We start from the raw sequence: 16,872 nt of genomic DNA, 5'->3' as shown, positions 1-16,872 counted from the left end.
ACCGGGGCACCACCGGATCGACGCCGGGAGGTGGATCACGTGAAGGCCACCGGTCGGGCTCACCGGCGTGCGGTCAGGTGCTCGCACAGCGCGGCGTACTCGGCCACGGTGAGGAAGGACGGGTTCGCCGCCTGCGGCTGGCGCAGGACCTCCGCCGTGGCGAGCCGCCCGTCCGCGCGCAGCACCTCGCGGGCGAGCCGGTCCGACTCGGGCAGGATGGTCAGGTCGAGCGGTACGGTCCAGGTGCCGTCCCCGGGTACGGGCGCGCCGGCCACCCGCCCGGTGCCCCACACGCCGTACCGCAGCCGGCCCCGGCTACCGCTGGCCCAGAACACGGCCGGTTGCCCGGGGGCCATCAGCGGTGCGCGGTACCCCGGCCGCACGCACCAGCTCCGCACGTGCGGCTCACGGGTGAACCGGGCGGCCAGGTCCGACTGGTCGGCGTTGCCCTTGATCAGCCACGCCCCGAGGCGGTCGAGGTCGACCCGGCGTTCGCTCATCGGTCCATCGTCGCCCGGCCGGCGATCCGGTGCAGGCCGGCCCATTCCTTGATCCGGTACCGTGAAACGACCGTCGATGGAGCGAGAGGGGCGGGAATGGCGACCCTGTCGGACGTGGCGCGGCGGGCCGGCGTCTCCCCCGCCACCGCGTCGCGGGTCATCAACGGCAGCAGCAAGCCGGTCACCGACGAGCTGCGCGAGCGGGTGCTGCGCGCCGTCGCCGAGTTGCAGTACGTCCCGAACGCGCACGCCCAGTTGCTCGCCCGCCCGCAGCGCACCGCCGTCGGCGTGATCGTGCACGACGTCTCCGACTCGTACTTCGCCGAGGTCACGCGGGGGCTGCAACGGGTCGCCGGCGCCCAGGGGCGGCTGCTGATGATCTGCAACAGCTACCGGGACCCGGACCGGGAGCTGGAGTACGTCGAGCTGCTGCGGGGGCAGCAGGTGGCGGCGATCATCCTGGCCGGCTCCGGGTACCACGACGCGGCGTTCACCCGCCTGCTCAACGAGAAGCTGACCGCGTACGAGGCGACCGGCGGCCGGGTGGCGGTCATCGGGCGGCACGAGCACTCCGGTGACGCGGTGATGCCGGACAACCGCACCGGCGGCTGGCTGCTCGGCGCCGAACTGTGCCGGCTCGGGCACCGCGCCATCGGCGTGGTCGCCGGCCCCGAGGTGCTCACCACCACGACCGACCGGCTCGCCGGGCTGCGCGCCGCGCTCGCCGAGCACGGCCGCGACCTGCCGGAGCGGCGCATCCGGTACGCGGAGTTCGACCGGGACGGCGGGGTCGCCGCGACCGGTGACCTGCTCGACGCGGAGCCGGGGATCACCGCGATCGTGGCCCTCAACGACACCATGGCGATCGGGGCGCTCGCCGCCCTGCGCGCGCGCTCCGTGGCGGTGCCGCGGGAGGTGACGGTGACCGGCTTCGACGACATGCCCATCGCCCGCGACGTCACCCCGGCCCTGACGACGGTCCGGCTGCCGCTGGTGGAGATGGGGGTCCGGGCGATGTCGCTGGCGCTGGACGCGGGCGGCCCGGCCCCCCGGGTCGAGGTGCTCCCGGCCGAACTGGTCCGCCGCGACAGCGCCGGCCCGGTCAGATGATGAAGTGCGTCCAGTACGCGAGCCACACGACGAACAGCGCACCCTGGAGCAGGGCGAGGGCGGCGGTCAACCAGACGTCGACGGTGACCCGCCGGGCCCAGCGGGCGAGCACCAGGGCCACCGGGAAGACCGCGAGCAGGTAGCGCAGCAGGCTCTTGTAGACCGGTGGTCCCATGGACACCGGCACGAGGACCATCATCACGCCGTACACCAGGTAGGGCAGCCCGAGCCGGCGGGCGCCGGCGACCAGGACGGCCAGGACCACGACGGCGATCCAGACCCGTAGGGCGTCGCGCGGTGCCGACCCGGTCAGGCCGTGCCAGAGCACGCCGAGCGGGTTCTGCACGCGGATGCCCCAGCCCTCCTCCTGGGTGTGCTTGTAGGCGAACCAGTCGCCGCTCTGCCACCGGCAGAACGCCATGAAGGTGAGCCAGCCGGCGGGCACCAGCAGTAGCGGCCAGCCGGTGCGCAGGTACGTCCAGAGGACGCGTGGGCCGAGCCGGTAGCCGTGCTGCCGCAGCAGCACCAGGGCCAGCGGGACGACGACGAAGAACCCGGCCGACCGGCTCAGCGCCAGGAAGAAGCCGATCACCCCGACCAGCAGCCAGCGCCGGTCCTCCGCGTAGTAGAAGGTGGCCAGGGCCAGGCAGAGGAAGAGCGACTCGGTCAGCGCCGCGTGGAACAGGAACGCGGCCGGCAGCAGCACCAGGTAGCGGACGAGCCGCCGGGCGGCCGCGTCGCCGCTGCCACGGTCGTCGCCTCCGTCGCCGGTGCCGCCGGCGCCGCCGCGGTCGTTGCCGCTGTTGCCGCCACTGCCGTTGCCGAGCAGGCGCTCGCCGAGGCGGTGGGCGTAGTACAGCATGCCGACGAGGGCCGCGTTGGCCACGACCAGCAACGCCAGCGCGGTGTCGCCGCCGAGCAGCGGGGCGATCGGCCGGGCGAGGAACGGGTACAGCAGGGGGAAGCCGAAGTCCCGCCACGGCTCGTCCAGCGGCACGCGGACCAGGTGGTCGTAGAGGAACGAGTCCCAGGCGAACCAGAGCGAGAGCCACCGGTGCGGTGAGACCTCCCGCTGCTGCTGGCGCATCACCCCCTCGTCCGGTGGCGGCGACCACGGGATCTCGTCGAAGGCGGCGAGCGCGAGGACGCCGACCAGGCTGAGGACGACCTTCGTGCCGACGAAGACCGCGAGCACGTACGGCCAGGGGGCGGGCACCCGCGCGAGCAGTCGTCGCACCCGTCCCCCGCCGGCCATTCGTCCCCCGAGCGTCCCCCTCACGAACGGTGCCGCGTACCCCGATAAGGGCCGTCGACACCTGCGGGTCGGCAGGTGACATCGCCGCCGTGCCGGGTAAGCGGCCGGCCGTCCGGTCGACGGGGTGTCGACGGGGTACGGAGGCGGGACGTATGGGCGACGAGCACGGCACCGTGGTGATCGGTGCGGGTCCGGCGGGGTTGACCGCAGCGTACGAACTGCTCCGGTGGGGCGCCCCGGTGCGGGTGTTCGAGGCCGACGAGGTGGTCGGCGGGATCAGCCGGACCGTGGAGCGGGACGGGTGGCGCTTCGACATCGGCGGGCACCGCTTCTTCACGAAGGTGTCCCGGGTCGAGGACTTCTGGCACGAGATCCTCCCCGACGAGGACTTCCTGCTCCGGCCGCGGATGAGCCGGATCTACTACCGGGGTGCGCTCTACGACTATCCGCTGAGCGCCGCCAACGCCCTGCGGAACCTGGGGCTGTGGGAGGCCGCGCGGTGCATGGGCTCGTACGCGCGGGCCCGGCTGCGGCCGCCACGGGACCAGTCGCACTTCGAGGGGTGGGTGTCGGCGCGGTTCGGCTGGCGGCTGTACTCGATCTTCTTCAAGACGTACACGGAGAAGGTCTGGGGGATGCCGGCCGACCGGTTGCAGGCCGACTGGGCGGCGCAGCGGATCAAGAACCTGTCCCTGGCCAAGGCCGTCCGCAACGCGGTGCTGCCGAAGCGCAACCGCAAGGACGTGACCAGCCTGATCGAGGAGTTCCAGTACCCGAAGCTGGGGCCCGGGATGATGTGGGAGCGCTGCGCGGAGGAGGTCCGGCGGCGCGGCGGCCGGGTGGACACCGGCACGTGGGTCACCGCCGTACACCGGGACCCGGAGCACCGCCGGGCGGTCGCGGTCAGCGTCGAGGGCGCCGGCGGGCGGCGGACCGAGCCGGCCGACCACGTCGTCTCCTCGATGCCCATCTCCGAGCTGGTGGCCGCGTTGCGGCCGGCGCCGCCGCCGGAGGTCCGGGCCGCCGCGGAGGACCTGCGGTACCGGGACTTCCTCACCGTGGCGCTGGTGGTCCCGGCCGAGTTCTCGTTCCCGGACAACTGGATCTACGTGCACGACCCGGGCGTGCAGGTCGGCCGGATCCAGAACTTCGGCTCCTGGTCGCCGCACCTGGTGAAGGACGGCCGCACCTGCCTCGGCCTGGAGTACTTCGTGTCGGTGGACGACGAGACCTGGCGGACGCCCGACGCGGACCTGATCGCCTCGGCGACGGCGGAGTTGGAGAAGCTGGGGCTGGTGCGCCCCGGTGTGGTCGAGGCCGGCTACGTGGTGCGGATGCCGAAGGCGTACCCGGTCTACGACGAGCGCTACCAGCGCAACGTCGACGTGATCCGGGAGTGGCTGGCCCGCGAGGTGCCGAACGTGCACCCGGTGGGGCGCAACGGCATGCACCGCTACAACAACCAGGACCACTCGATGCTGACGGCGATGCTGACCGCCGAGAACATCGCGCGGGGGACGCGTCACGACGTCTGGGCGGTCAACGTCGAGCAGGACTACCACGAGGAGACGGCGACGCCGGACGGCGACGGCCGTCGCGGCACCGGCCGGGACGCGCCGATGATGCCCGCGCCACCGCTGCGCCCCGCGGCCACCGTCGGGCTGGCGGCCGACCACGACGGCGGCGCCCCGGCCCACCGGCCGACCGGGGTACGCCCCGGACTCAGCCGCCTGGCGGACGGCAACGGGGCCGCGAGCGGCACGCCCACCCACCGGCCGACCGGGGTACGCCCCGGCTGAGCCGCCCCCCGCGGCTGGGTAGCGTCCGACCGTGACCGCTCCTGACCGGCGCGGGGGCACGTGGCTGCAAGGTCGTGCTCGAACACGGAAGTAGTGGCATCGCACACGCCCACACGCCCTGAGGCCACTACTTCACGGATCGAGCGCGATCTTGCCCGCCGTCCGCCGGCGAATCGCGTTGCGGGGTGGCGCGCCGCCGCCTAGCTTGCAGCGGATGCGGATCCGCGAGTTCGACGAGGGCGACTGGGCTCAGGTGTGGCCGATCGTGGCGGAGGTGGTCCGGGCCGCCGACACCTTCCCGTACGATCCGGGCCTGACCGCCGAGGCCGCGTACCCGATGTGGGTGGAGGCCCCGCCGGGCCGGACGGTCGTCGCAGTGGACGGCGGCGTGGTGCTCGGCACCGCGAAGATGGGCACGAACCGCCCCGGTCCGGGCGACCACATCGCGACGGCGAGCTTCATGGTCGCCCGGGAGGCGCGGGGTCGGGGTGTGGGGACCGCGCTGTGCCGGCACGCCCTGGCCTGGGCCCGCGACCGAGGGTACGCGGGGATGCAGTTCAACGCGGTGGTGGAGAGCAACACCCGGGCCGTCGACCTCTACCGGCGGGAGGGTTTCGCGGTGGTGGGCACGGTGCCGGGCGCGTTCCGGCACCCCGAGCTGGGCCGGGTCGGCCTGCACGTCATGTACCAGGAACTGTGACCCGAAAGGCGGCGTCCCGGCCGGCGACCCCGCCGGCCGGGACGCTCCGGGTTCAGGCGGTGACCTTCTTCGCGCCCTTGATGGCGGTGGCGAGGTTCTCCAGCAGCGGCGCGGCGCCCGCGTACGAGAAGCGCGGCACGGCGTCCCACGCGGTGACCTGGTTGGCCTTGACGGCGGGAAGCTGGGTCCAGGTGGGCTTGGCGGCGAGGTCCTTGGGCTGGAGCGCCGTGCTGCGGTTGTCGAGCAGGATCAGGTCGGCCGGGAACTTCCCGGCGTTCTCCCAGCTGAGCGCCTCGAAGTAGTCGCCGGCCTCCAGCTTGGTGGGCACCACGATGTCGACGCCCAGCTCGGCGAAGTACATGAGGTCGGTGCTGACCTTCGGGTTTGACACGTAGAACAGGTCGGGGCTGCCGGAGCAGGCCATCACCTTGATGCCGGGGTTGGCCTTCACGGCCTGGCGGACCGACTCGGAGGCCGCCTCGAAGCGAGCCTTGGCGTCGGTGACCTTCGAGGCCGACAGGTCGGCGCCGAGGGACTCGGCGAGCTGCGCGTACCGCTCGATGGGCTTGGTCATCGGCACCCGCGCGGTGGTGATCGCGGCGACCGGCGCGAGCGGGACGATCTTGTCCTTGCTCTCGTCAGGGACGTACCAGAGCGCACCGGGGTCGTACATGTGGGTGACCAGCAGTTCGGGGCGCAGGCCGGCGTACTTCTCCAGGTTGAACTCGCCCCACACGTTGCCGAGGATCTCGACGCCCTCGACGTTCAGGTCGCCGGCCTGCGGGTCCTTGCTGCCGTCGGCACGCTTGGTCTCGCCGAACACGCCGACGATCTGCTTGTCGAGGCCGAAGTCGACCAGGGCGGCGGCCACGCCGGTGAAGGCGACCACCCGGGTCGGGCGGGTGGCGGCGGTGAGCTTCTCCGGGCGGTCGTCGGTGAACGACCACGGCCCACCCGAGGTGGCGGCGGCGGACGGGGTGTCGGTGTCGTCACGGCCGCAGCCGGCGAGGAGGGCGGCCAGGGTGGCGCCACCGGCGGCGGCGAGCAGGCCACGACGGGAGAGTCGGCGGGCGGACACGGGATGCGACATGGCAGGTCTTTCGGTCGGGGGTCGCGATGACCATGGACAGCGGGGTTAGGTTAACCTAACCTAAGACGCTGTCAAGCCCAGCCCCGCGTCCCGCACCACATCGGAGTTCACCCTGTCCGTCACGCACCCCCCACTGTCCGATCTCGTCGCGGGTGGCCCCGACACGCCGTCGCGCCGCGGTCGTGCCGCCGCGCGGGCCGGCGGGCTCGTCGCCGCCACGCTCGTGCTCGCCACCGTCGCGGTGCTCAGCATCACCGTCGGCGCGAAGGCGCTCCCCCTCGCCGACGTCTGGCGGGGCCTGTTCGACCCGGCCGCCGCCGAGTACGCCGTGGTGCACCGCATGCGGCTGCCGCGTACGCTGCTCGGCCTGCTCGCCGGCATCGCGCTCGGCGTGGCCGGCGCGGTCATGCAGGCGCTCACCCGCAACCCGCTCGCGGATCCCGGCCTGCTCGGCATCAACGCCGGCGCCTCGGCGGCGGTGGCCACCGGCACCGCGCTGGTCGGCGTCGCCACCGTCGGGGGGCAGGTCTGGTTCGCGCTGCTCGGCGCCGCCGCCGTCACGGCCGCCGTCTACGTGGTCGGTGGCGGGCGCGGCGCCACGCCCGCCCGGCTGGCCCTCGCCGGCGCGGCGCTCAACGCGACGCTCTACTCGTACGTGAGCGCGGTCATGCTGCTCGACACGGCCTCGCTGGAACGGCTGCGGTTCTGGACCGTCGGGTCCCTCGCGAGCGCCGAGGCCGCCACCGTCGGCACGGTCGCCCCGTTCATCGCGGCGGGGCTGCTGGTCGCCCTCGCCGTCGCCCGGCCGCTCAACGCGCTCGCGCTCGGCGACGACACCGCCCGGGCGCTCGGCGCGCGACCCGCCCTGATCCGCGGCGCGGTCATCGCGGCGGTCACGCTGCTCTGCGGTGCCGCCACCGCGGCCTGCGGGCCGATCGTCTTCGTCGGCCTGCTCGTGCCGCACCTGGTCCGCGCGCTCACCGGGCCGGACCTGCGCTGGCTGCTGCCGTACTGCGCGGTGCTCGCGCCGGTGCTCCTGCTCGGGGCCGACGTGGTCGGCCGGGTGCTGAGCCGGCCGGGCGAGCTCCAGGTCGGCATGGTGACCGCCGTGCTCGGCGGGCCGCTCTTCCTCTGGCTCGTGCTGCGGGGGCGGGTGGCGCACCCGTGATCGTCCTGCGTACCCCCGGCGGGCTGTCGCTGCGCCTGCGTCCCCGCGCCCTCGCCGTCGGCGCCACCTGTGCCCTGCTCACCCTGGCGGTGGGCGTGCTCGCGCTGGGCAGCGGCGACTACCCGATGAGCGCCACCGACGTGCTGCGCACCCTGGCCGGCGGCGGCACCCCGGCCGAGCACTTCATCGTCCACGAGCTACGGCTGCCCCGCCTGGTCACCGCCGTCGCCGTCGGCGCCGCGCTGGCGCTGGCCGGCGCGGTCTTCCAGTCGCTGGTCCGCAACCCGCTCGGCAGCCCCGACCTCCTGGGCTTCACCCAGGGCGCGGCCACCGGCGCACTCGTCGTGATCGTCCTCGGTGGCACCAGCGCCATGCTGGCCGGCGCCGCCGTGGCCAGCGGCCTCGCCACCGGCGCGCTGGTGTACGCGCTCGCCTGGCGACGCGGCGTGCACGGGTACCGGCTGGTCCTCGTCGGCATCGGCGTCGCCGCGATCCTCACCGGCGTCAACGGGTGGCTGCTCACCCGCGCCCCGCTGATGGACGCCGCCCGGGCCGTGCTCTGGCTCACCGGCAGCCTGGACGGGCGCGGCTGGGCGCACGCCGTACCGCTGCTGGTCGCCCTGGCCGTGCTGGGGACGGCGGTGCTGGCCGCCGCCGGGCCGGCGCTGCGGCTCGTGGAGATGGGCGACGATGCCGCCAGCGCGCTCGGCGTCCCGGTGCAGCGGCTGCGGCTGGCCCTGCTGGCCACCGCGGTGCTGCTGGTGTCCCTCGCGGCGGCCGCCGCCGGACCGGTCAACTTCGTCGCGCTCACCGCGCCGCACCTGGCCCGGCGGCTCACCCGCGCGCCGGGGCCGAACCTGCTGCCCTCGGCCGCCCTCGGTGCGCTGCTGCTGGTCGCCGCCGACCAGGTGGCGCAGCGCGGCTTCCCCGGCCACCAACTGCCGGTGGGCGTGGTGACCGGGGTGCTCGGCGGCGGATACCTGATCTGGCTCCTCGCCAGCGAGCGCCGGGCCGGCCGGCTGTGACGGCCCGGACCGGGCCGGCGGGGACGGCCACGAACGAGAACGGAGCACCGAGCATGCAGTCCCGGTTGCGCGGCACCGCGATGACCCTCGCGTACGAGCGGCGGACCATCGCCCGCGACCTGACCGTCGACATCCCGGACCACTCCTTCACCGTGGTCATCGGCCCGAACGCGTGCGGCAAGTCCACGCTGCTGCGGGCCCTGTCGCGGATGCTCAAGCCGGCCGTCGGGGCGGTGCTGCTGGACGGGGAGGACATCCAGCGGCGGCCGGCGCGGGCCGTCGCGCGGACCCTCGGCCTGCTGCCGCAGTCGTCGGTCGCGCCGGACGGCATCGGCGTCGCCGAGCTGGTCGCCCGGGGTCGCTACCCGCACCAGGGGCTGCTGCGGCAGTGGTCCCGCGAGGACGAGCGGGTGGTCGCCCAGTCGATGGCCGCCACCGGCGTCGCGGACCTCGCCGACCGCGCGGTCGACGAACTCTCCGGCGGGCAGCGGCAGCGGGTGTGGCTGGCGATGGCCCTCGCGCAGCAGACTCCCCTGCTCCTGCTGGACGAGCCGACGACCTATCTGGACATCGCCCACCAGATCGAGATCCTGAACCTCTGCGCACGGCTGCACGAGGAGCAGGGCCGTACGCTGGTCGCGGTGCTCCACGACCTGAACCACGCCGCCCGGTACGCCACCCACCTGGTCGCGATGCGCGACGGGCGGGTGGTCGCGGCCGGCCCGCCCCGCGACGTGGTGACGGCCGCCCTCGTCGAGGAGGTGTTCGGGCTGCCCTGCCGTGTCATCGACGACCCGGAGACCGGCACCCCGCTGGTCGTGCCGGCGGCCCGCCGCCGGGCCGCGAGCGAGGTCCCGGCGTGAGCGGACGGGCCGAGCGGACCACGCCACCGGGCGGCGCGGCTTCGCGCGTCGGCACCCAGCGGAGTGCCGGCGTGGGTGCCCGGGTGTTCCGGGACCGCTGGGGGGTGCCGCACCTGCGGGCCGGCGACCCCGGCGAACTGGCCCACGCGCAGGGCCGGGTCACCGCGTACGACCGGGCGTGGCAGATCGAGGTCGAGCGGCACCGGTCGCTCGGCGCCAGCGCCGCGTTCCTCGGCGCCGACGCCGTGCCGTGGGACCGGTTCGCCCGGCAGGCCCGCCTCGACGACACCGCCCGGCGCTGCCACGCCCGGCTCGACGAGGCCACCGCCGCCTGGGTGGCCCGGTACGTCGACGGGATCAACGCCGGCCTGGCCGCCGGCGCGGCGCGCGACCCCCGCTTCGCCGCCGTCGGCCTCGCCCCCGGCCGGTGGGAGCCGTGGACGCCGCTGGCGATCTGGCTCACCCACCACGTGCTGTTCGCCGGCTTCCCCACCAAGCTGTGGCGCGAGCACGTCGCCCGGCGGCTCGGGCCGGACGCCGTGACGCTGTTCCACGCCGACGGGCCCACCAGCTCCGGCAGCAACGGCTGGCTGCTGGCCGGGGACCGCACCGCCACCGGCGCCGCGCTGCTGGCCGGCGACCCGCACCGGTACATCGAGGACCCCGGCATCTACCAGCAGGTCCGGCTGGCCTGCCCGGAGTACGACGTGGTCGGCCTGGCGGTGCCCGGGGTGCCGGGCGCCGCCCACTTCGGACACGCCGGCGACGTCGCCTGGGCGATCACCAACGCGATGGCCGACTACCAGGACCTCTACGCCGAGCGGCTGCGCCGCCACGACGGCGGCGTCGAGGCGTACGGGCCGGACGGGTGGCGCCCGGCACGGGCCCACACCGAGACGATCATGGTGGCCGGGGGCGACCCGGTCGACGTGGAGGTCGTCGAGACCGACCGGGGACCGGTGGTGGTCGGGGGGCCGGACGCGCCCGAGGCGATCAGCCTCCGCTATCCGCCCCGCGTCACCGGTGAGCTGGGCTTCGCCACGCTGCCGGCGCTGCTGCGCGCCCGGACCGTCGCCGACGTGGACGCCGCCGTGGACCGGTGGGTGGAGCCGGTCAACGTCGTCCTCGCCGCGGACACCGCCGGCGGCCTGCTGCACCGCGCCGCCGGGATGGTGCCGGACCGGCACCCGGACAACCGCCTGCGCGTCGTCCCCGGCTGGGAGCCCGGACACGCCTGGCAGGGCTGGCAGGCGATGCCCCGCGCCGAGGTGCGCGACGTCGCGGTGATGGCCAACGAGCGCGGCGTCTCCGCGCCACTCGGGGTGGAGTTCGCGCCCCCGCACCGCGCACGGCGCATCCGGCACCTGCTCGACGCGTCCGCCGGCTGGGCCGCCGGGCGGATGGGCGAGGTGCACACCGACACGTACGCGGCCGCCGCCGAGCCGCTGCTCGCGCTCCTGTCCGGCCTGGACGGTCTGCCGCCGGAGGCGGCCGCGCTCCGGGACCGGCTGCTGGGCTGGGACCGCCGGATGGCCGCCGACAGCGGGGACGCGGGCGCGTACGCCGCCGTCCGGGCCGCCCTGGTGCGGCGGATCGCCGCACACCCGGCCCTCGCGGCGCTCGCCGAGCCGCCGGCGTACCCGGAGCTGTTCGCGCCCTGGCTGGCGCTGGCGCCGCGGGTGGGGACGGCGCTCGGCACGCTCCTGGCTCCGGGTACGCTGCCCGGCCTGGACGCGGCGGCGCTCATCCGGGAGGCGCTCGTGGAGGTCTCCGGCGGTGACCGGGACCCGGCCGTCGGCGGCGCGGGCGCCCGCTGGGGAGCGCGGCATCGCCTCGCCCCGTGGCGCGCCCTGCCGGACGCGGGCACGGAGAGCGGGCCGGAGCTGGACGGGGACCACGACTGCGTCCTCGCCACCTCCAGCGTCCCCGGCGTCACCGACCTGTGCCTGCGCGGGCCGGCGGCGCGGTACGCGTGGGACCTGGCACGGCGCGACGACAGCCGGTGGGTCGTGCCGCTCGGCGCCGACGGGGTGCCCGGCGCGGCGCACCACGCCGACCAGCTCGCGTCGTGGCAGCACGGGGAGTTGCTGCCCGTCGTCACGGACTGGGACGACCTCACCGAGGAGCGGAATGACTGACGAGCGCGCCGTGTACGGACAGGACATCGCGGGGTTCGGTCGGGTCGAGCTGCGGCCGGTGGAACCGGACCGCGACGCGGACCTCATCCACGGCTGGGTCAGCCAGGAGCGGGCCCGCTTCTGGGGGATGCGCGACGCCGGCCGGGACCGGGTGGCGGAGATCTACCGGTACGTGGACTCGCTCCCCACCCACCACGCCTGGCTGGCACACCGGGACGGGGAGCCGGCGGCGCTGTTCCAGACGTACGAGCCGGAAGCCGACCCGGTCGGCGAGGTGTACGACGTCCAGCCCGGCGACCACGGCGTGCACCTGCTGATCGGCCCGCCGGCCCGCCCCGAGCCCGGCTTCACCGGCCACCTGGTCGGAGTGCTGGTCGCGTTCGTGTTCGCCGAGCCGGCGCACCGCCGGATCGTCGCCGAGCCGGACGCGCGCAACGACCGGGCGGTGGCCCGCCTGCGCCGCAGCGGCTTCGTCGACGGCCCGCTGGTCGACCTGCCGGACAAGCGGGCCCGGCTGATGTTCCTCGACCGCGCCGCGACCGGCGGCTGACCGTCCGGCGCCGGCCGACACCGCGATCCGTCCCCCGTCAGCCGGCCAGCCAACGGTGGATGCACTGGAGCAGGTCGGCGGCGTCCACCGGCTTGGTGACGTAGTCGCTGGCACCCGAGGAGATGCTCTTCTCCCGGTCGCCGTGCATGGCCTTCGCGGTGACCGCGATGATGGGCAGGTCGGCGTAGCGCGGCATCGCGCGGATCGCCGCGGTGGCGGCGTACCCGTCCATCTCGGGCATCATCACGTCCATCAGGACGAGGTCGATGTCGTCATGACGCATCAGCGTCTCGATGCCCTGCCGGCCGTTCTCGGCGTACACGACGTCGAGCCCGTGCAGCTCCAGGATGTTGGTGAGCGCGAAGACGTTACGGGCGTCGTCGTCCACCACCAGCACCTTCCGCCCGGCGAGGTTCGTGCTGACGTCGTCGGCGGGGCGCGGGCCGGGTGCGACCGGCAGCACCCGCTCCGGCGCGACGGCGGTCAGGTGCAGGGCGACGCGCTCGCGCAGGTCGTCCAGGCCGCTCAGCAGTTCCAGCGGCCGCTCCTGGGCGAGCGCCTGGAGCAGCGCGGCGGAGCCGGGGGGCAGTGGGTACGCGTGGTACGCCAGGACGGGCAGCCCACGCAGCTCCGGGTCGGCGTGCAGGGCCTTGAGCACGGCCGTCCCGCTGTCCTCGGTCAGGTGGAGATCCAGCACCAGGCAGGTGTGCCGGCCGTCGGCGAGCGCCTCGACGGCGGACGCGACGTCGACGGCCGTGGACACCTCGACCGGCGGGTGCGCCTCCCCGAGATCGGCCACCACACCCTGGACCAGCAGCGTGAGCAGACCCTTGGCGTGCCGCTCCACCACCAGCAGCCGGCGGGTCTCCCCCGGCGGAAGGGCGACCGCCGGCAGCGCCGCCGGGGGCGTCCAGACCGGGGTGGGCGTCGCCTCGGTCCCGGTGGGCGTGGCGGCCAACGGCAGGTAGAGCGTGAAGGTGCTGCCCTGACCGAGCACGCTGTGCGCGGTGATCCGCCCGCCGAGCAGGTGGGCGATCTCCCGGCTGATGGACAGGCCGAGGCCGGTGCCGCCGTAGCGCCGGCTGGTGGTCCCGTCGGCCTGCTGGAACGCGTCGAAGATGGCGGTGAGGTGCTGCTCGGCGATGCCGATGCCGGTGTCGACGACCCGGAACGCGATCACCGGCTCCGTCGGGTCGAAGGAGTCCGGCAGCTCACCCGGGTTGGCGCGCTCGATCCGCAGCTGCACCCGGCCCCGCTCGGTGAACTTCACCGCGTTGGAGACCAGGTTGCGCAGCACCTGACGCAGGCGCTGCTCGTCGGTGTGCAGCACGGTCGGCACGTCCGGTCCGGTGCTGATCTCCAGCTCGAGCCCCCGGGGCGTGGTCAGCGGCCGGAAGGTCAGGTCGACGTAGTCGCGCAGCGTCGCCAGCTCGAAGGTCTCCGGGTTGATGTCCATCTTGCCGGCCTCGACCTTCGACAGGTCCAGGATGTCGTTGATGAGCTGAAGCAGGTCGGTGCCGGCGGAGTGGATGACGGTGGCGTACTCGACCTGCTTGGCGGTGAGGTTGCGGTTCGGGTTCTGCGCGAGCAGCTGGGCGAGGATGAGCAACGAGTTCAGCGGCGTCCGCAGCTCGTGGCTCATGTTGGCGAGGAACTCCGACTTGTACTTCGAGGCGAGCGCCAGCTGCTGCGCCCGGGTCTCCAGCTCCTGGCGGGCCTGCTCGATCTCGGAGTTCTTCGTCTCGATGTCGTGGTTCTGCCGGGCCAGCAGGGCCGCCTTCTCCTCCAGCTCGGCGTTGGAGCGCTGCAGCTCCTCGGAGCGGGCCTGCAACTCCTCCGACCGGGTCCGGAGTTCGGCGGCGAGCCGCTGCGACTCGGTGAGCAGCACGTCGGTCCGGGCGTTGGCCATGATGGTGTTGACGTTGACGCCGATGGTCTCGGTGAGCTGATCCAGCAGGGCCCGCTGGATGTCGGTGAAGCGGCTCATGCTGGCCAGCTCGATCACGCCGAGGACCTGGTCCTCGAAGAGGATCGGCAGCACCACCAGGTACCGCGGCGCGGCGGCGCCGAGGCTGGACGAGACGGTCACGTAGTCGACCGGCACCGCGTCCACCTCGATCGCCCGCTTGCTCACGGCGACCTGCCCGACCAGGGACTCGCCCAGGGCGTACCGGCGGCCGGCGGCGTCGTGGCCGTACCCGCCGACCACGCGCAGCGCGACCCCGCCCTCCTCGACCAGCAGGAAGGTGCCGAGCTGCGCGGAGACCAGCGGGGCCAGCTCGTTCAGCACCAGGCCGGCGACCACGCCCAGGTCCCGGTGACCCTGCATGAGACCGGCGATGCGGGCCAGGTTGGTCTTGAGCCAGTCCTGTTCCTCGTTGGTACGGGTGGTCTCGCGCAGCGACTCCACCATCGAGTTGATGTTGTCCTTGAGTTCGCCGACCTCGCCCGGCGCGTCCACGGTGATCGAGCGGGTCAGGTCGCCGGTGGCGACGGCGCTGGTCACCTCGGCGATGGCCCGCACCTGCCGGGTGAGGTTGCCGGCCAGCTCGTTGACGTTCTCGGTCAACCGCTTCCAGGTGCCCGAGACGCCCTCGACCTCGGCCTGGCCGCCGAGCCGGCCCTCGCTGCCGACCTCCCGGGCCACCCGGGTCACCTCCGCGGCGAACGACGACAGCTGGTCCACCATCGTGTTGATGGTCGTCTTCAGCTCCAGGATCTCGCCGCGGGCGTCGACGTCGATCTTCTTGGTCAGGTCGCCCTGCGCCACCGCCGTGGTGACCTGGGCGATGTTGCGCACCTGGCCGGTGAGGTTGTTCGCCATCGAGTTGACGTTATCGGTGAGGTCCTTCCAGGTGCCGGCCACGTTCGGCACCCGCGCCTGGCCGCCGAGCCGGCCCTCGGTGCCCACCTCACGCGCCACCCGGGTCACCTCGTCGGCGAACGCGCCGAGCGTGTCGACCATCGTGTTGATCGTCTGGGCGAGGACGGCCACCTCGCCCTTCGCCTCGACGGTGATCTTCCGGCTCAGGTCGCCCTGGGCGACGGCCGTGGCGACCAGGGCGATCGAGCGCACCTGGTTGGTCAGGTTGTTCGCCATCTCGTTGACGTTGTCGGTCAGGTCCTTCCAGGTGCCGCCGACGTTGGACACCCGGGCCTGGCCGCCCAGCCGGCCCTCGGTGCCCACCTCACGCGCCACCCGGGTCACCTCGTCGGCGAACGCCGAGAGCTGGTCGACCATCGTGTTGATGGTCTCCTTCAGCGCCAGGATCTCGCCCCGCGCGTCGACCCGGATCTTCTGCGTGAGGTCGCCCTTCGCGACGGCGGTGGTCACCTCGGCGATGCTGCGGACCTGGGCGGTCAGGTTGTCGGCCATGACGTTGACCGACTCGGTGAGGTCCTTCCAGGTGCCGGAGACACCCTTGACGTCGGCCTGACCGCCGAGGCGGCCCTCGGTACCCACCTCCCGGGCCACCCGCGTCACCTCGTCGGCGAACGACGACAGCTGGTCCACCATCGTGTTGATGGTGTTCTTCAGCTCCAGGATCTCGCCGTGCGCGGTGACGGTGATCTTCTGGCTCAGGTCGCCCCGGGCCACCGCGGTCGCCACCTGCGCGATGCTGCGCACCTGGTCGGTGAGATTGCCGGCCATCGAGTTGACCGAGTCGGTCAGGTCGCGCCAGGTGCCGGCCACGCCGCTGACCTGGGCCTGACCGCCGAGCCGCCCGTCGGTGCCGACCTCCCGGGCCACCCGGGTCACCTCGTCGGCGAACGACGACAGCTGGTCCACCATCGTGTTGATGGTGCTCTTGAGCTCCAGGATCTCGCCGCGCGCGTCGACGGTGATCTTCTGCGACAGGTCGCCCCGCGCCACCGCCGTGGTCACCTGCGCGATGTTGCGGACCTGGCTGGTCAGGTTGCCGGCCATGAAGTTCACCGAGTCGGTCAGGTCCCGCCAGGTGCCGGCCACCCCGGGCACCTCGGCCTGGCCGCCGAGCCGGCCCTCGCTGCCGACCTCCCGGGCCACCCGCGTCACCTCGTCGGCGAACGACGACAGCTGGTCCACCATCGTGTTGATGGTGACCTTCAGCTCCAGGATCTCACCGCGCACGTCGACGGTGATCTTCTGCGACAGGTCACCCCGCGCCACCGCGGTCGCCACCTGCGCGATGTCCCGGACCTGGTCGGTCAGGTTGCCCGCCATCGCGTTCACCGAGTCGGTGAGGTCCTTCCAGGTGCCGGACACACCGGGCACCTCGGCCTGGCCGCCGAGCTGGCCCTCCGTGCCGACCTCGCGGGCCACCCGGGTGACCTCCGAGGTGAACAGCGACAGCTGGTCGACCATCCCGTTGAAGACCGTGGCGATCTCGCCGAGCAGGCCGTCGGCGTCCTCGGGCAGGCGAGTGCCGAAGTCGCCGTCCCGGACCGCGGTCAGGCCGGCCAGGAGCTGACGCAGCCCCGGGTCGGCCACCCCCGCCGGACCAGCCGGAGCGGGGACACGCCGCGGCGCCGTCTTCTCGACCATCCCGTACCACCTCGCGCAGCCGCCGATGGGCGTCGCCCCCCGGCCCGAACATGACCGGGAAAGTATGCCGTGTGACAACTACCGGCGCGCGGCGGCGGTGCCCGGCCGCACGGCACGGTCGGCCGGGCTGCCGCACGGCACGGTGAGCC

12 protein-coding genes are annotated in these 16,872 nt (G+C 74.0%); 8 read left to right on the top strand and 4 right to left on the bottom strand.

Annotated features, from left to right (window positions below):
- Nucleotides 1-59: 59 nt before the first annotated feature.
- On the bottom strand, nucleotides 60-500 hold the full coding sequence (locus HCJ94_RS20970; protein ID WP_168002737.1) for a hypothetical protein: 441 nt from the start codon (nucleotides 498-500) through the stop codon (nucleotides 60-62).
- Between the two features lie 96 nt (nucleotides 501-596).
- On the opposite strand from HCJ94_RS20970, the gene HCJ94_RS20965 reads away from it, so the two are divergent.
- Nucleotides 597-1,610, top strand: coding sequence for a LacI family DNA-binding transcriptional regulator (locus HCJ94_RS20965; RefSeq protein ID WP_168002736.1), 1,014 nt, complete (start codon nucleotides 597-599; stop codon nucleotides 1,608-1,610).
- Here HCJ94_RS20965 and HCJ94_RS20960 read toward each other — a convergent pair.
- A complete protein-coding gene (locus HCJ94_RS20960; RefSeq protein WP_309227363.1) occupies nucleotides 1,603-2,847 on the bottom strand; it encodes a hypothetical protein in 1,245 nt (414 codons plus the stop codon). The genes HCJ94_RS20965 and HCJ94_RS20960 overlap by 8 nt on opposite strands.
- Nucleotides 2,848-3,017: 170 nt before the next feature.
- Between HCJ94_RS20960 and HCJ94_RS20955 the strand changes: the two genes are divergently transcribed.
- Both HCJ94_RS20955 and HCJ94_RS20950 read left to right on the top strand, forming a co-directional pair.
- Nucleotides 3,018-4,664, top strand: coding sequence for an NAD(P)/FAD-dependent oxidoreductase (locus HCJ94_RS20955; protein ID WP_240944386.1), 1,647 nt, complete (start codon nucleotides 3,018-3,020; stop codon nucleotides 4,662-4,664).
- 214 nt (nucleotides 4,665-4,878) lie between these two features.
- Nucleotides 4,879-5,364, top strand: coding sequence for a GNAT family N-acetyltransferase (locus HCJ94_RS20950; RefSeq protein WP_168002734.1), 486 nt, complete (start codon nucleotides 4,879-4,881; stop codon nucleotides 5,362-5,364).
- A 52-nt stretch (nucleotides 5,365-5,416) separates the two neighbouring features.
- On the opposite strand, the gene HCJ94_RS20945 is transcribed toward HCJ94_RS20950, so the two are convergent.
- Nucleotides 5,417-6,454, bottom strand: a complete 1,038-nt coding sequence (locus HCJ94_RS20945; RefSeq protein ID WP_168002733.1) for an ABC transporter substrate-binding protein — start codon at nucleotides 6,452-6,454, stop codon at nucleotides 5,417-5,419.
- 112 nt (nucleotides 6,455-6,566) lie between these two features.
- Here HCJ94_RS20945 and HCJ94_RS20940 point away from each other — a divergent pair, with 112 nt between their 5' ends.
- The 5 genes from HCJ94_RS20940 (at nucleotide 6,567) to HCJ94_RS20920 (ending at nucleotide 12,198) form a co-directional block, all read left to right on the top strand.
- Nucleotides 6,567-7,622 (top strand): FecCD family ABC transporter permease, encoded by a 1,056-nt coding sequence (locus HCJ94_RS20940; protein ID WP_168002793.1) that lies wholly within the window; start codon nucleotides 6,567-6,569, stop codon nucleotides 7,620-7,622.
- On the top strand, nucleotides 7,619-8,647 hold the full coding sequence (locus HCJ94_RS20935; protein WP_168002732.1) for a FecCD family ABC transporter permease: 1,029 nt from the start codon (nucleotides 7,619-7,621) through the stop codon (nucleotides 8,645-8,647). The genes HCJ94_RS20940 and HCJ94_RS20935 overlap by 4 nt, the downstream gene beginning before the upstream one ends.
- A gap of 53 nt (nucleotides 8,648-8,700) precedes the next feature.
- Nucleotides 8,701-9,510: an ABC transporter ATP-binding protein gene (locus HCJ94_RS20930; RefSeq protein WP_168002731.1), complete on the top strand. Its 810-nt coding sequence runs from the start codon at nucleotides 8,701-8,703 to the stop codon at nucleotides 9,508-9,510.
- A gap of 71 nt (nucleotides 9,511-9,581) precedes the next feature.
- Nucleotides 9,582-11,648, top strand: coding sequence for a penicillin acylase family protein (locus HCJ94_RS20925; protein ID WP_168002792.1), 2,067 nt, complete (start codon nucleotides 9,582-9,584; stop codon nucleotides 11,646-11,648).
- A complete protein-coding gene (locus HCJ94_RS20920; protein ID WP_168002730.1) occupies nucleotides 11,641-12,198 on the top strand; it encodes a GNAT family N-acetyltransferase in 558 nt (185 codons plus the stop codon). The genes HCJ94_RS20925 and HCJ94_RS20920 overlap by 8 nt, the downstream gene beginning before the upstream one ends.
- Before the next feature lie 37 nt (nucleotides 12,199-12,235).
- Here HCJ94_RS20920 and HCJ94_RS20915 read toward each other — a convergent pair whose 3' ends face one another.
- Nucleotides 12,236-16,723, bottom strand: a complete 4,488-nt coding sequence (locus HCJ94_RS20915; RefSeq protein WP_168002729.1) for a HAMP domain-containing hybrid sensor histidine kinase/response regulator — start codon at nucleotides 16,721-16,723, stop codon at nucleotides 12,236-12,238.
- Nucleotides 16,724-16,872 lie beyond the last annotated feature (149 nt).

Source organism: Micromonospora thermarum (assembly GCF_012034245.1).
Taxonomy (GTDB): Bacteria; Actinomycetota; Actinomycetes; order Mycobacteriales; family Micromonosporaceae; genus Micromonospora; species Micromonospora thermarum.
Note: the sequence above shows the minus strand (reverse complement) of the source record. Positions and strands in the feature narration are given on the sequence as shown.

Bases quoted from the DNA above. Each gene is read 5' to 3' on its own strand.
- HCJ94_RS20970 (WP_168002737.1), bottom strand. From the start codon at position 500: ATGAGCGAACGCCGGGTCGACCTCGACCGCCTCGGGGCGTGGCTGATC.
- HCJ94_RS20965 (WP_168002736.1), top strand. From the start codon at position 597: ATGGCGACCCTGTCGGACGTGGCGCGGCGGGCCGGCGTCTCCCCCGCC.
- HCJ94_RS20955 (WP_240944386.1), top strand. From the start codon at position 3,018: ATGGGCGACGAGCACGGCACCGTGGTGATCGGTGCGGGTCCGGCGGGG.
- HCJ94_RS20950 (WP_168002734.1), top strand. From the start codon at position 4,879: ATGCGGATCCGCGAGTTCGACGAGGGCGACTGGGCTCAGGTGTGGCCG.
- HCJ94_RS20945 (WP_168002733.1), bottom strand. From the start codon at position 6,454: ATGTCGCATCCCGTGTCCGCCCGCCGACTCTCCCGTCGTGGCCTGCTC.
- HCJ94_RS20930 (WP_168002731.1), top strand. From the start codon at position 8,701: ATGCAGTCCCGGTTGCGCGGCACCGCGATGACCCTCGCGTACGAGCGG.
- HCJ94_RS20920 (WP_168002730.1), top strand. From the start codon at position 11,641: ATGACTGACGAGCGCGCCGTGTACGGACAGGACATCGCGGGGTTCGGT.
- HCJ94_RS20915 (WP_168002729.1), bottom strand. From the start codon at position 16,723: ATGGTCGAGAAGACGGCGCCGCGGCGTGTCCCCGCTCCGGCTGGTCCG.